The organism is Streptomyces sp. NPDC001606 (assembly GCF_053596835.1).
This window is the reverse complement of sequence record NZ_JBSFHC010000006.1, coordinates 313,889-327,156: the sequence shown is the minus strand read 5'-3', so window position 1 is coordinate 327,156 and position 13,268 is coordinate 313,889. Positions and strand designations below refer to the sequence as shown.

At 74.5% G+C, this 13,268-nt stretch carries 10 protein-coding genes and 1 pseudogene; 3 read left to right on the top strand and 8 right to left on the bottom strand.

All coding sequences use genetic code 11. The features are described 5' to 3' along the window. Nucleotides 1-3: 3 nt before the first annotated feature. The 4 genes from ACWCV9_RS14875 to ACWCV9_RS14860 all read right to left on the bottom strand — a co-directional run bounded on the left by ACWCV9_RS14875 (nt 4) and on the right by ACWCV9_RS14860 (nt 7,756). Nucleotides 4-1,194 (bottom strand): AAA family ATPase, encoded by a 1,191-nt coding sequence (locus tag ACWCV9_RS14875; RefSeq protein ID WP_450786759.1) that lies wholly within the window; start codon nt 1,192-1,194, stop codon nt 4-6. A gap of 184 nt (nt 1,195-1,378) precedes the next feature. Further along, complete coding sequence (locus ACWCV9_RS14870) at nt 1,379-6,358, bottom strand: hypothetical protein (protein WP_450786757.1); 4,980 nt, start codon at nt 6,356-6,358, stop codon at nt 1,379-1,381. Then, on the bottom strand, nt 6,355-7,209 hold the full coding sequence (locus ACWCV9_RS14865; RefSeq protein ID WP_450786755.1) for a DUF4132 domain-containing protein: 855 nt from the start codon (nt 7,207-7,209) through the stop codon (nt 6,355-6,357). The genes ACWCV9_RS14870 and ACWCV9_RS14865 overlap by 4 nt, the downstream gene beginning before the upstream one ends. 151 nt (nt 7,210-7,360) lie before the next feature. Continuing rightward, nucleotides 7,361-7,756 (bottom strand): DUF5997 family protein, encoded by a 396-nt coding sequence (locus tag ACWCV9_RS14860; RefSeq protein WP_450786753.1) that lies wholly within the window; start codon nt 7,754-7,756, stop codon nt 7,361-7,363. 207 nt (nt 7,757-7,963) lie between these two features. On the opposite strand from ACWCV9_RS14860, the gene ACWCV9_RS14855 reads away from it, so the two are divergent. Further along, nucleotides 7,964-8,785 carry a LysR substrate-binding domain-containing protein gene (locus tag ACWCV9_RS14855; protein ID WP_450786751.1) on the top strand — a complete coding sequence of 274 codons (822 nt, stop codon included), beginning with the start codon at nt 7,964-7,966 and terminating at the stop codon, nt 8,783-8,785. Nucleotides 8,786-8,800: 15 nt separating this feature from the next. Here ACWCV9_RS14855 and ACWCV9_RS14850 read toward each other — a convergent pair whose 3' ends face one another. Next, nucleotides 8,801-10,309 carry an MFS transporter gene (locus ACWCV9_RS14850; RefSeq protein WP_450786749.1) on the bottom strand — a complete coding sequence of 503 codons (1,509 nt, stop codon included), beginning with the start codon at nt 10,307-10,309 and terminating at the stop codon, nt 8,801-8,803. Nucleotides 10,310-10,408: 99 nt separating this feature from the next. Further along, a complete protein-coding gene (locus ACWCV9_RS14845) occupies nt 10,409-10,885 on the bottom strand; it encodes an Lrp/AsnC family transcriptional regulator (RefSeq protein ID WP_450786747.1) in 477 nt (158 codons plus the stop codon). Between the two features lie 205 nt (nt 10,886-11,090). Between ACWCV9_RS14845 and ACWCV9_RS14840 the strand changes: the two genes are divergently transcribed. After that, the gene (locus ACWCV9_RS14840; RefSeq protein ID WP_450786745.1) at nt 11,091-12,260 is read left to right on the top strand and encodes a GTP-binding protein; all 1,170 of its coding nucleotides are present in this window, start codon (nt 11,091-11,093) and stop codon (nt 12,258-12,260) included. Between the two features lie 20 nt (nt 12,261-12,280). Further along, nucleotides 12,281-12,424 (top strand): annotated as a pseudogene (locus ACWCV9_RS14835) (30S ribosomal protein S18); the annotation flags it as partial. Between the two features lie 187 nt (nt 12,425-12,611). Here the strand turns inward: ACWCV9_RS14835 and ACWCV9_RS14830 are convergent. Both ACWCV9_RS14830 and ACWCV9_RS14825 read right to left on the bottom strand, forming a co-directional pair. Beyond that, complete coding sequence (locus ACWCV9_RS14830; RefSeq protein ID WP_398290990.1) at nt 12,612-12,830, bottom strand: helix-turn-helix transcriptional regulator; 219 nt, start codon at nt 12,828-12,830, stop codon at nt 12,612-12,614. A gap of 9 nt (nt 12,831-12,839) precedes the next feature. Next, a complete protein-coding gene (locus ACWCV9_RS14825) occupies nt 12,840-13,094 on the bottom strand; it encodes a hypothetical protein (protein WP_450786743.1) in 255 nt (84 codons plus the stop codon). Between the last annotated feature and the right edge of the window lie 174 nt (nt 13,095-13,268).

Sequence of the window (13,268 nt, the reverse complement as noted above, 5' to 3'; positions counted from 1 at the left end):
TGCTCAGCCCTCCAGGACCGCGCGCAGGTCCCACAGCGTGCGCCAGGTCGCCGCGCCCTGTTCGGCCCGGCGCCGCACCGGACCGTCCCAGTAGCCGCGCAGCCGCGCCGCGTCCGCCGGGTCGTCCTTGTGCGCCACCCCGAGCAGATGGCCGGGCAGCAGCGCCAGGACGTCACGGTCCCCCGGGAAGTAGGCCGCGGCCAGCGCCAGCGCGCCCGCCACGGACACCGCCTCCGCCGTGCTCATCACCGTGGACGGCCGCTCCACCTCCCAGCCCTCCGCCGACCGGCCCTCGCGCAGATCGCGGAAGACGGTCACCAGGGCCTCCAGAACCGCGTCGTCGACCTGGAAGGGCGCGCCCGACCGGGCCACCGACGCCCGGGCCTGGCCGCGCACCAGCGCCACCTCGGCGTCGAGGTCGGAAATGGGGCCAACCGTCTCGAAGTTGAAGCGGCGCTTGAGCGCGGCCGACATCTCCGAGACACCCCTGTCCCGCAGGTTGGCGGTCGCGATGAGGTTGAAGCCCGGCGCCGCATGGGCCAGCGCCTCCTCGGAGCCCGCCAGTTCGGGCACCGCGATGCGCCGCTCGGACAGCAGGGACACCAGGGAGTCCTGCACCTCGGGCAGGCAGCGGGTGACCTCCTCGACGCGGGCGATCGCCCCCCGGGTCATCGCCGTCAGCACCGGCGACGGCACCAGCGCCTGCCGGCTGGGCCCCTGAGCGAGCAACAGGGCGTAGTTCCAGCCGTACTTGAGCTGGTCCTCGGTCGTACCGGCCGTGCCCTGCACGACCAGCCCGCTGGTGCCGCACACGGCGGCCGACAGCAGCTCCGACAGCATCGACTTGGCGGTACCGGGCTCGCCGACGAGCAGCAGGCCCCGTTCCCCGGCGAGCGTGACGACGCACCGCTCCACCAAAGCCCGGTCGCCGACGAACTTTCCGGTGATCTCCAGCCGGCGCGGCACGCCCTGAGGCGCCTCCACGTCGTCCGGCAGCCGCAGCGCCCGGCCCTCGCTGCCCACGACGAACGTGACGACGGCACGGGGCGTCAGCCGCCAGGAGGGCGGCCGCGGACCCTGGTCATGGGCGGCGAGGAAGGCCAGCTCGGTGGCGTACCCGTCCTCGGGAGGCACGATCTGCCGGGCCGCCGCTGCGGGCTGCGGCGCGGGGTCGGTGACGACGGCGGTGGTCATGGGCGGGGATCCTTCGAGGCGGCGCGGACGGCAGAGCCGACGGCAGGGACGACGACAGGGGCGAGGAAAAGGGCGGCGAGCGGGGCGCGGACGGCACGGATGGCCGCCGTACCGGCACGCCCGCCTCGGGTAGAGGGACCGCAGGCACGCGGACGGCGGGCGGGCGGCAGCGGAGACGGCCCGCTCATCGGCGCCGCCCCCTTCTGGTCGCCCGGGTGGTCAGCTCCTCGTACGCCGGCGCGTCGCCCGCGCGGACCCGGGCCCAGGCGCGGCCGAACAGCTCGGGCACCGGCAGCAGCGGTATCGCGCGCAGACGGCCGATCGGGTACAGGCCCTCCTTCCAGGTCTCCACCGGCAGCGCGGGCGACTTCAGGTCCCGCCAGCCGCCGGGCAGGAACAGGCTCCGCCCGGCGCGCGGCCGCTTCGCCTCGACGACCAGGTCGGTCGCGGCCAGTTCGGCGCGGGCCTTCCGCAGCCGCGCGGGCTTCCAGCCGGTCCAGCGGGCGCAGTTGCGGTCCGTAGGATCGGGCAGGGCCAGCAACTGGAGGTAGAGCGCGGCCGCGTCGGCGCCCAGGCCGTGCGCCGCGGCGACCTCGGCGACCAGCTCAGGCACGCTCGTGGCCGGATCCTGCGCATACCCCGCGGGGCCCTCGGCGCCGACCGCGACGGCCCGCTCCAGCTCGGCGCCGAGAAGGGTGCGCAGAGCCCGCAGACCGCTTCCGCGCTCGGGCCCGACCAGGCCCTCCAGCAGCCCGAACACCGGGTCGTCGGCCCCGGTGAGCCCGGCCGGCCGAATCTGCACCGTCTCCGTGTCGCGGTACCAGGGGCGCAGCACGATGGCCGCGCCGACCCGGGTCAGTCCGTGCGCGTCGGCGCCGCCGGTCTCCGGCAGCCCGTACGCCTTGCGCACCTCCACCGCCGTGGGGCCGCCCTTCTCCGTCATCTCGACACCCAGCCCGAGCAGCAGTTCGGGGTCGGTCATCCGGCGGCGCACGGCGGCGAGTCCCGCAGGCAGCGCGGACCGCAGCGGGTGGCCGTACGGCAGGCCGTAGGCCAGCGCGGCGAGCCCCCGCACGGCGTTCCCCAGGTCGTACCGGCCCGGTACCGCCGCGGGGTCCTCCGGCACGAGGGTGCCGTCCTTGTCCGGCCGCAGCACCGTGGTCCGGCTCAGCCAGGGCGTGAGGGAGGGATTGAGCACGTCGTCGGCGTATCCGACGCCCAGCCCGGCCAGCTCCTCCCGGACGTCCTCCGGCACCCGCACCAGGGAGCCGAACCGCTCGGCCCACACCCGGCCCGCGGCCTCGGTGTCCGGTCCCGTCGTCCACAGGTCGGCAGGGTCCGCGGGCAGCAGCGAGCCCATCAGTTCTGTCCGGCCCCCGGCATCCAGCCCCTGCAACAGCCGCTCGCCCAGTTCCCGCTGCCGGGGCTTGAGCCCGAGCGCGGTCAGGCCCTCGGCGTGGGGCTCGCGCGGCTGACCGGCGAGCAGCACGGCCGCCTGGAGCGGGCCGAGTCCGCCGCCGGTCGCCGCCACCAGTGCCGCGGGCGCCTCGGACGGCCAGGGCGCGGCGCCCTTCGCCCGGACCAGACGGGTGACGGCGACCAGGTCCTCGGCGGAGATCCCCGGCTCGTAGTGCGCCTCCGCGTGCAGCGTGAAGTGGGCGACCGCGCCGAACGCCCCGGACGGATCGTGGTCCACCGCCAGCCAGTTGACCCCGCCCCGGTGCACGTCGATGTTCTGGCAGCCGAGGATCACCACCGTGCGGTCCGCGCGGCGCAGCACCTGTCCGGCGCGCTGCTGGTTGTCGTACGGCTCGTTCAGCAGCAGGGTGCGGAGCGTGCCGCCGGCCGTGGCGAGCGGTCCTTCGGCGAGGGCCTCCGACAGCAGCAGCAGCGGCTCCCGCTGGGCGTCGGTCAGGACCGCCGAGGTGGCCCGGTAGGCCAGTGCGCGCAAGCGCCCCAGCAGGCTCGGCCATGCCAGCCCGGCGTCCGGGACGGTGTACGGCTCACCGGCCCAGCCGTCGCCGAGGGCGCCCAGCCGCTTGGCGTCGGGCACCGGGGTGCCGTCGGCGGGATTGCCGGACAGCACATGGTTGACCGCGCGGATCTGGCGCAGCGCGCTCCACTGCTCGGGCCGCCACCAGCCCTGGACCCCGCCGAAGCCGGAGACGGCCTCCAACAGGCTGCGGTCGTCGCCGTGTTCGGGGCTGTAGTCGGCGAACATGCCCTCCGTCCGGTTGCGCGGCTGCCGCGGCCGCTCCTGCGGGGGGTGCGCGAAGGCGGTGGCCGACTCGGCGATGCGCAGCCCGTACCGGACCAGGGCGGCGACGCCGGCGCGCAGCCGCTCGTCGGCCAGGGCGGGCAGCGCGGCGGCCACCGCCCGCACGGCCACCGTGTCCACGGCCGGTACGGCGGCCTTGGCGGCCTCGTCGTCACCGGCGCGGGCCAGCTCCTCCTGCCGTACGGCCAGTGCCTCGGCCGTGCTCCGCAGCAGCTGCGCGGCCTGCGCGTCGGTCAGGGCGCGCAGCACGGCCGAGGCCTGCGCGTCGCGGGGGCGCAGCGCGTGCCAGTAGGGCAGCGGGGGCACCAGCCGGGTACCGGCGGCGAAGTCGCCGCCCCCGCTGTTCGGCGACACGCGGCCCAGTTCGCCGGCAGCGGCGTCGTCGCCCGCGAACAGCGCCACATGCCGGGGGGTCTGGGCGACGACGGGCTCGACGCCGCCGGGCAGCCGCAGGGCACCCAGGGGCACGACCCGCCAGCCGTCCACCACCCCGGGCAGCGACACGGTCCGCCCGTCCGCCGTCCCGGCGGTGCGGCGCAGTCCGGCGCCCTTGCCCTCGGTGCGCACCCAGCGCCCGAGCACCGTGCCGTCGGTGCCGAACGGGCTGTTCTCCAGGCCCGGTTGCAGCGGCAGCACCTCGCACCGGGCGGGAAGCAGCTCGGCGTCCTCGCGGATGCCGGCGCGCAGCAGCGCGGGCAGCGACGCACGGCCGTGCGTGCCGGTGGCCGGGTCGTACTCCAGCCAGACCGTCTGCCGGCCCTGGCGGCCCTGACGCCAGTACGTGGTGCCGTCCCCGAGGACCGAGCGGGTCGGCGGCAGCACCGTGTCGCCGGCATGCAGGGTGCGGCCGCCGCTCGCGCGGCCGCCGCCGGGCAGCGGGATCGACGGCACGATCGTCTCGTTGCCGGACCACCAGGACGGCAGCTGCTCGCCGCCGAGTTCGAACACCTCGGCGGGCCGGGCCGACCAGTAGCCGTACTGCTTGCCGCCGTGCCGCCACATCACCAGCAGCTCGCCGTCCACGTACCGGTAGCGGGGGCGCTGCCAGCGGTCCAGCTCCTGCGGCAGCCGCAGTGCGTGGTCGAGCAGCACCCGGTCCGGGCCGACCACGACCACCCTGCGCCTGCGGCACAGGATCAGCGCGGGCCAGGCCTCGTGGACGGCCAGCGAGGTGTCCTCGCCCTTTGCCCCCTGCTCCGTGTCGAGCAGGGCCAGCGCCTCCTCCAGGGCCGGCCAGCCCAGCTCGTCCAGGATGCCGGCCCGCAGCGTGCGGCCCAGCAGCGGAGCCGTGTCGTGTCCGGCGATCCGGGCCACGGCCGCCGGGCTGACCTCGGCCGCGACCGTCCGGAACGGCCGGAGCCGGTCGAGTGCCGCACGCGCACCGGGCAGGCCCACCGCGCGCGTGTACGCGGCGGCGGTCTCCTCCAGCCACTCGCGCAGCACCTCGGACAGCACCGGGTGGCCGGCGACCGATGCCAGCAGCTCACGGGACCGCTGGTGTCCGCCGGTCTTCTCCACGGCCTGGTGCAGCAGCCGCCGGAAGCGCGGATCGGCCGCGACGGCGGTGAGGTCGCGCCGGCCGTCGCGGGTGTCGCCCAGCCACTCGGCCAGCGGCAGGAACATCCTGTCGTCGCCCTCCGGCACGGTGAGCGGGACGCCCTCGGCCGCGCACAGGTCCAGCAGGTCGACATCGGCGCCGGGATGCCAGCCGCCGGCGAACAGGTCCACCGGGTGGCCCGCGGCCCGCAACAGCGGCACCATGCGCCCGGCCAGCGCCAGCGTGGCGGGGGAGCGCCACGACCACGAGCCGCCGTGCTTGCGGAAGGACGCCCACCGGGTCAGCCAGCCGGCCGGGTCGACGCCGTGTTCCGCGGCCGCCGCCGGGTCGGTCAGCAGCCGCTCCGTGCCGGTCTCCGCGAGCAGCGTCAGCCAGAACTCGTCGTCCTCGACCTTCCGGCCGAGCCCGGCCGGCATGATCTCCAGCAGCCGCACCCGGACCTCCGGCCGGCGGTCGGCCAGGACCGGCAGCACCGCGCGGTAGGCGGTCCAGAAGGAGGCGGGCGCCCGGACGGCCGCGGGCGACGCGAGCAGGTCGGCGACGAGCGCGCACTCCTCGGTGACCCGGTCCAGGCCCGCGCCCCTGATCAGCCCGCGCGCGTCCTGCGGCAGCGAGGCGTACGGCGGCGTACCGGCCGCGCACCGCTCCACCGTCAGCTGCCGGAACTGCGCCCAGGCGGCGGCCGGGTCGAGCCGCGCGGTGAGGTCCTTCACATACTGCTTGAGGGCCTTCACGGTCAGCGCCCCGGCGAAGGCGAACTCCAGGAACACCGCGCGCTGCCGCTCCTCGTCCACCGCGAGCGCGTGCACCCGCTCGGCCTCGCGGGCCTTGCCGAAGAACGCGGCGGCGTAGGTGGTGTTCTCCTGCTGGAGGAAGACCCGCGCGGCCTGTTCGTAGAACGTCGGCAGGAAGTGCGGCACCGCCCGCCCGAGCCGCTCGCCCAGCGCCTCGAAGCCGTCCTTGGCCGTGCCGGGGCGGGAGGCGGCCTGCCGGGCGAGCCGCTCCATGTCCTGCACCAGGGCGAGCGCGTGGTGCCCGTTGGCCGGGTCGTGGACCAGCGCCCAGGCCGGGAAGCCCAGCGTCTCCCGGCGCACCTGCCCGACCTCGGGCGTCTCCGGCTCCCGGACCAGTCCCAGGAACTCCAGCGCCAGGTCCTCGGCCTCGCCCAGCGTGCCGGGCACCAGCCGGACCACCCGGCGGCCGTCCAGCGCTGGGTGGGCGTAGGTGCGGACGGTGAGCAGGTCGGCGTCCTCGCGGTCGGTGCTGCCCGGGGGCAGCACCGCCCCCGCGTCCAGCAGCGCGGCGACCGTGTTCTCGTCGTACGTCATGCCGCCTGCTCCTCGTCCTCGACGTCCCGCCCGGCGTACAGCCCGGCCGCCATGCGCATGCCCTCGGACCAGGCCACCGGCCCGACCTGACCCAGCGTCAGCACACGGCCGGCCGGGTCGGCCCACAGCAGGGGGCCGGTCTCGGTCTCGTCGTAGCCCTCGTAGTCGCCGACCCACACGCGGGCCTCGACGCTGCGGCCGTCCTCCACCACGGGACACACGGCGTAGCCGCCGCGCACCCGATGGCCGAGCCGGGCCGCCCTGCCGGTCAGGAAGCGCAGCTCCTTGAAGGAGCCGCCCGCGTACTCCTCGACCTGCTTCGCCTCGGCGTCGAACACCTCCGGGCGGTGCCAGACCTCGCGGAACAGCTGCTGGACCTTCTGCTCCACACCCAGTTCGACGGCGAACTCGCGCAGCTCCTCCAGCTCCGCCAGGAGGACCGGGTGCGGGATGCGGACCAGCTCGGGGCTGATGCGGACGGTGTCGCCGTCGAGGTCGACGAGACCGAGACCGCGCTCGGGGTCGGCGTCCCGCAGGAAGCCGGCGACCCTGCCGTCCGCGCCGGTGACGACGAGGTCGCGCAGCGCGGCCTGCCAGGCGGGGTCGGGCCACACGCGCGTGAGGACGGCGAGCGGCACCGGCAGCGAGCGGATCATCCACCGCTCGGCATCGTCCAGGCACTGCCGTTCGTGCCGCTCCAGCCACTCGGTCAGCTGCCTGAGCCCCACCACGGCCGGATCGTCGGCGATCTTGGGCGGGACCGATTTCAGCAACCGCCCGGCCGCGTTGCGGCAGACCACCTTTCCGCTGTCGAGGGCGACCTCGTAGTCGCCGGCCGACACCCACCCCATCCGAGCCTCCCGCACCCGCAGTGATCAAGTGCCGGGAACTCTAGGGCAGGCCACTGACAACGCCCCCGGGGGCTGGGGACGAGGGGAATGCACGCGGTCAGCACGATGCCCCCAGCGCCGTCGGCGGTGGGGGCATCGGGGACGCCGGGTGTCAGGGGCGGGCCTGCTCGGCGCGCTCGGCCTGCTTCTTCTTGCTCCGCGCCGTCTCCTTGCGGACCTCGGCCTGCGTCGCGCGCTCCTTCTCCAGCCACTCGGGCTGCTCCTGCTTGAGCGCCTCGATCTGCTCGGTGGTCAGCGCGTCGGTGATCCCGCCGCGCGCGAGCCCGGAGATGGACACGCCCAGCTTCGCGGCGACCACGGGACGCGGGTGGGGGCCGTTGCGCCGCAGCTCGCGCAGCCACTCCGGGGGATCGGCCTGCAACTCGTTCAGCTCGGCGCGGGTGACCACGCCCTCCTGGAACGAGGCGGGGGTGGCGGGGAGGTACACACCCAGCTTCTTCGCCGCGGTCGCGGGCTTCATCGTCTGGGTGCTCTGCTGCGAACTCATGCGTCCAGGGTATCGGCCGGGCGGGGCCGGCCCGACCGCGGCGGGCGAGCGCGCCCAGGAGCCGGGGCGGGTCACGGCGGCCAGGACCGCGGCGGGTGCCGGTGGCGGGGCTGTGGCGGGTGCCGGTGGCGGGGGCCGTGGCGGGTGCCGGCGGTCGGGGCCGTGGCCGGTGACGGCGATGTCGGACACGCCCGGTAACCTGGCCTGGTGACAGGCTCGGAGGAATCACCGTCGTTCCGGCTCGCGTACGTCCCCGGAGTGACGCCCGCCAAGTGGGTGAAGGTCTGGCACGAACGCCTGCCCGACATCCCGCTCACTCTCGTCCAGGCCCCCGCCGCCGAGGCCCCGGAACTGCTGCGCGCGGGCGAGGCGGACGCGGCTCTGGTACGGCTGCCCGTCGACCGCGCCTACTTCAGCGCGATCCCCCTCTACACCGAGACCACCGTGGTCATCGTCCCCAAGGACCACGTGATCACGGCGGCGGACGAGGTCACCCTCGCCGACCTCGCCGACGAGGTGCTCTTCCACCCCCTGGACGACGTCTTCGACTGGGACGCCCCGCCCGGCGAGCCCGCCTTCGAGCGGCCCGCCACGACACCGGACGCGATCGAGCTGGTCGCGGCGAACGTCGGCCTCCTGGTCGTCCCGCAGTCCCTGGCCCGCCTCTACCACCGCCGCGACCTCACCTACCGCCCGGTCGTCGACGCCCCCCAGTCCAGCGTCGCCCTGTCCTGGCCCGAGGAGGCCACGACCGACCTGGTGGAGGACTTCATCGGCATCGTCCGCGGCCGCACGGTCAACAGCACTCGGGGCCGTACGGCGGCCGGCGCTCCGGCCGGGCAGCAGGGCAAGCGAACCCAGCAGGGCGGCGGAACCCGGCCCAAGCAGGGGCAGGCCAAGCAAGGCCAGACGAAGCAGGGCCAGGCCAAGCAGGGCCAGGGCAAGTCGGCGGGACGCGATGCGCGGGGCCGCGCGGCCGGCGCCAAGCCCACAGCCGCCAGGCGGGGCAAGCCGCGCCGCCGGTCGTAGCGGGCGGGGAGCCGTTCAGGGCGCCGGGTCCGGTTCCTCCGGTCGCGGCCGCGCGCCCGGCGCATCGGTGCGCTCCGGCGTACCGCCGTGCTCCGGATACGGCGGCGTCCGGCGTTGCCGCAGGTCGGCCACTGCCAGCCCGAGTGCCACCACGATGATTCCCACAGCCGTGAGCAGCCCCAGTTGCAGGGCGGTCGCGGCGCTGCCGTGGTTGGCCAGATGCGCGAAGTACACCGCGCCCACCGCGGCGATCCCGGCCGCGGAACCGATCCGCTGGGCCGTCACCAGGACCCCGCCCGCCGCCCCGGCGCGCCGCACGGGCACACCGGCCAGCGTGAGGGTGGTGTTGGGCGAGATCGTCACCCCCGAGCCGAGCCCGGCGACCAGCAGCGGCAGCGCCGCCACCGGCGCCGCACCCCGCCCCGGCACCAGCTGCACAGCCGCGATCACCCCGAGCAGGCCCAAAGCCACCCCGGCCAGCCCGGCGATCACCAGCCTGCGGCCGTGGCGGACCACCATCCGGCCGCTCACCGCCGCCCCGACGGCCGAACCGATCGCGAAGGGCAGCGAGGACAGCCCCGCCGCGAGCGCGCCGTAGCCGACCCCGTTCTGGAGGAACAGCGTGTAGACGAAGAACACCGTGGTGAAGCCCGCGAAGTACACCAGGTTCAGCAGCACGCCCAGCGAGAACGACCGCTGCTCGAACAGCGTCAGATCGAGCAGCGGCGCCCGCCCGAGCCCTCCCTGCCGCCGCTCCCACACCCAGAACAGCGCCAACAGCACCGCGGCCACCGGCAGCAGGGCCCACTTCTCCCGCCCGGTCCACTGCTGCTCCTGCACCAGCGGCAGCATCAGAGCGAGCACGCCCGCGCCGAGCAGCAGCACGCCCGGCAGGTCGAGGCTCTCCCGCCCGCCGGTCCGGGCCGGTGAGCGGGGCAGCAGGCGCAGCGCCGCGACGAAGGCGGCCAGGCCGATCGGCAGGTTGACGTAGAACACCCAGCGCCAGCCGTCGCCGGTGCCGAACACCTGGATCAGCAGACCGCCCAGCGGCGGCCCCACGGCGGTGGAGATCCCGACGACGCTGCCCAGCATGCCGAAGGCCCGGGCCCGCTCGGGGCCCTGGAACATCTGCTGGATCAGCCCGGTGGTCTGCGGTGCGACGATGCCCGACGCCGCACCCTGGAGCAGCCGGAACAGCACCAGCCAGCCGGCGCCGGGCGCCAGCCCGCACGCCACCGAGGCCAGGGTGAACAGGGCCAGTCCGAACAGGAACGCCTCGCGCCGGCCGCGCAGGTCCCCGAGCCGGCCCGCCGGGACCAGGGCGAGGCCGAAGGTGAGGGCGTACCCCGAGACCACCCACGACAGATCGGCCGGGGCGGCGCCCAGCCCGCGCTCCATCGAGGGCAGCGCCACGTTCACGATCGAGCTGTCGAGCAGCGTCATGAAGCCCGCCGTCAGACAGACCCCTAGCGCCTTCCACCGTCGCCGGTCGCCGGTGTCCGGCCGGGTCTGAGAGATGGTCATGGGGCCACGCTAGGCAGCTACCAGGCACAACGCACGGAAGGAAGCGTTCCGCGCGCGTCGGCCGACTGGCCGCCGAGGGGGCGCCCGGAGCGCCGGGCGTCAGCCGCGGGAGGCCCGGCCGACCGACTCCACCAGAGGCAGCAGCCGGTGTGGGACGCGTTCGCGCAGCGCGACCTCGGTCCGGGTGCGGACCACGCCCGGCAGGCTGATCAGCTTCTGGATCACGTCCTCCAGATGGGCGTTGTCCCGGCCCACCACACGGGCGAGCAGATCTCCGCCGCCCGTGATGGAGAAGGCCTCCACGATCTCCGGTACGGCGGCCAGCGCGTCGCCCACGTCGTCCAGATGGCCCTGGGTGACCTCGATGTGCACGAACGCCAGCACCGGATGGCCCAGGGCGGCGGGGGAGAGGGAGGGGCCGGTGCCGGTGATCACGCCATCCCGCTCCAGCCGGTCCAGGCGGGCCTGGAGCGTGCCGCGGGCCACCCCGAGGATCCGGGCGTACTCGCGCACGCTGGTGCGCGGCTGCTCCAGCAGCAGTCTGAGGATGCGGGTGTCGAGTTCGTCCACGGCCATGATGCACGACTGTACCAATGGCTCACCGGTCGGGCGCGGCCGTAACCCCTCCGACCTGGTCCGATGGCATTCCGGCCGGTGCGCGCGACACGCCACGGCTGATCCACTGGTCCAGTGATCCGGCTGTCACATGAGCCAGCGACCCGGGGGACGCTCTCACGGACGGATCGATGGCGCTGCGCTACGGTCACGGCGGGCGGAAGCCGTGAGCGGGGGAGAGGCGCGGCTTCCGGTCGCGATCGTCGCCGGCTTGCACGCCGGCGCCCGCCGGACCGCCGTAGCGCAGATCCTGCGTACGGTCCCCGGCTCGGTGGCGCTGCATCACGACCTGACGTCCGCCGTGGACAGCGCGGTGCACCGGACGGTGCGCGACGCCGACGGCCTGCTGGGCAGCGGTGACGCACCCCTGGTGAACGACTGCGCGTGCTGCGCGCTGCGCGAGGATCTCGTGCCCGAACTGCTGCGGCTCGCGGCGGAGGGCAGGTACCGACTGGCCGTCGTGGAACTGTGGGACTCCGTGGAACCACAGGCCATGGCCGGAGTCATCGCCGCCGCGGGCGCACCGCTGGCCCTGACCGGGGTCGCCACCGCGGTCGACCCGGCACTCGTCCTGCCGTACCTGTCGAACGGGGACGACCTGGCCGACGTCGGCCTCGCCGCCGCGCCGACCGACCAGCGCACGGTCGCCGACACCTTCGCCCGGCAGCTGGAGTACCCCACGGTGATCGCCCTCGGTGACGACGATTCTGACGGCGAGGTCGCCGACGACACCGACCGCGCGCTGCTCGCCCAGCTCACACCGGGCGCCCGCAGCGTACGGGTGGAGGGCGACGGTGCCCTGGGGGCAGCGCTGTTGGCGGGCTTCGACGTGGCAGCGGCCGCCGCCCGTGTGCATCCCGCGTGCGCGCTGCTGCCGCAGTCGTGCGACGAGCACGGTGTGAGCACCTTCGTCTGGCGGCGCGAACGGCCTTTCCATCCGCAGCGCCTGTACGCGGCCCTCGAGGACCTGACCTGCGCCGCCGCCCGCAGTCGTGGGCGGTTCTGGCTGGCGGACCGCCCCGACACACTGCTGTCGTGGGAGGCTGCGGGCGGCGCGCTGTGCGTGGAGTCGGTCGGCCCCTGGCTGGCCGCCCTGCCCGACGCCGCCTGGGAGTTGGTGCCCGCCGAGCGCCGCCTTGCCGCCTCGGTGCACTGGCACCCGGAACACGGCGACCGCTGCCAGTACCTCACCTTCACCTCGCCCGGCCTGGACCGCGACGGCCTGCTGGCCCTGCTCGACTCATGCCTGCTCACCGACGACGAGTACGCGGCGGGCAGGGACCGCTGGAAACAACTCCCGCACGCCTTCGACGGCTTGCTCGACCCCGTGACCTGAAAGAGAGAACCGACCTCACCATGCCCCGACCCGCAAGCACCCGGCGGCAGACCGCCAAGCGACAGCGCACCAACCCGCTGGACGCCGCCGGCATCACCTACATCGACTACAAGGACACCGATCTGCTCAGGAAGTTCATCTCCGACCGCGGAAAGTTCCACGCGTGCGGGATGCTCGTGCTCGCGGGTGTCGTCGATGCCGTAGGTGTCCCAGGCGGGGAACGGGTCCGTGGGCGGCAGGTGCTCGCCGTCGGCCATGAGGCACCCGTTCAGTGCGGGCGGCTGGCCAGGGTGAAGAAGTCCTTGGAGCGCAAGATCCCCGGAGCGTGACGTCCCCGCCATCCCTCACATGTCAGGCCGGGTTGTCCGTCGTTTCCGTCCGGTCGGGGTGGAAGATCTCCTCGATGGTCAGGCCGAAGACGTCGGCGATGGTGAACGCCAGAGGCAGGCTGGGGTCGTACCGCTCGGTTTCGATGGCGTTGATGGCCTGTCGTGAGACGTGGCACCGGTCGGCCAGGTCGGCCTGGCTCCACCGGCGGGCTGCACGCAGTTCGCGGAGTCGGTTTTTCACAATGCTTCGTCACCGGTTCAGGCGGGTGCGCAGGTCGGCGATCGTCATCCAGATGGCGACGCCACCGAGGAGGATCACCTGCGCGAGCTGATGGAGCTGGATGATGCCTGCGGCATCGAGCAGGGTGGCCACTTGCAGCCCCACGAGGACTGCGGCGAACGCGATGGCCATGCTCTCCAGCTGGATCCTGCGCAGGTATTCGTCCGCGCGCCGGAAAGCCCGCAGCAGCGCCCAGGCGATCGCGAGGGTGAAGACGGCGGTCAAGCAAGCCTGACTTGCTGGAAGGGGAGCCTTACATTCGGAGGGGCACCCCGGACAGATGTGTCCCTCACGTGACGCGGACCACAACATCGCTCCGGAACTCGACCCCCGGCGGCCCCGACTCCTGATGCAGTGCGGCTCGATCCGACCGATGCCGTACGGACGTGATCTGGAGAC

What these genes read in the sequence shown, in the direction of transcription:
- ACWCV9_RS14870 (WP_450786757.1), bottom strand. Translation starts at nt 6,358, where the DNA reads ATGACGTACGACGAGAACACGGTCGCCGCGCTGCTGGACGCGGGGGCG.
- ACWCV9_RS14850 (WP_450786749.1), bottom strand. Translation starts at nt 10,309, where the DNA reads ATGACCATCTCTCAGACCCGGCCGGACACCGGCGACCGGCGACGGTGG.
- ACWCV9_RS14860 (WP_450786753.1), bottom strand. Translation starts at nt 7,756, where the DNA reads ATGAGTTCGCAGCAGAGCACCCAGACGATGAAGCCCGCGACCGCGGCG.
- ACWCV9_RS14865 (WP_450786755.1), bottom strand. Translation starts at nt 7,209, where the DNA reads ATGGGGTGGGTGTCGGCCGGCGACTACGAGGTCGCCCTCGACAGCGGA.
- ACWCV9_RS14845 (WP_450786747.1), bottom strand. Translation starts at nt 10,885, where the DNA reads ATGGCCGTGGACGAACTCGACACCCGCATCCTCAGACTGCTGCTGGAG.
- ACWCV9_RS14875 (WP_450786759.1), bottom strand. Translation starts at nt 1,194, where the DNA reads ATGACCACCGCCGTCGTCACCGACCCCGCGCCGCAGCCCGCAGCGGCG.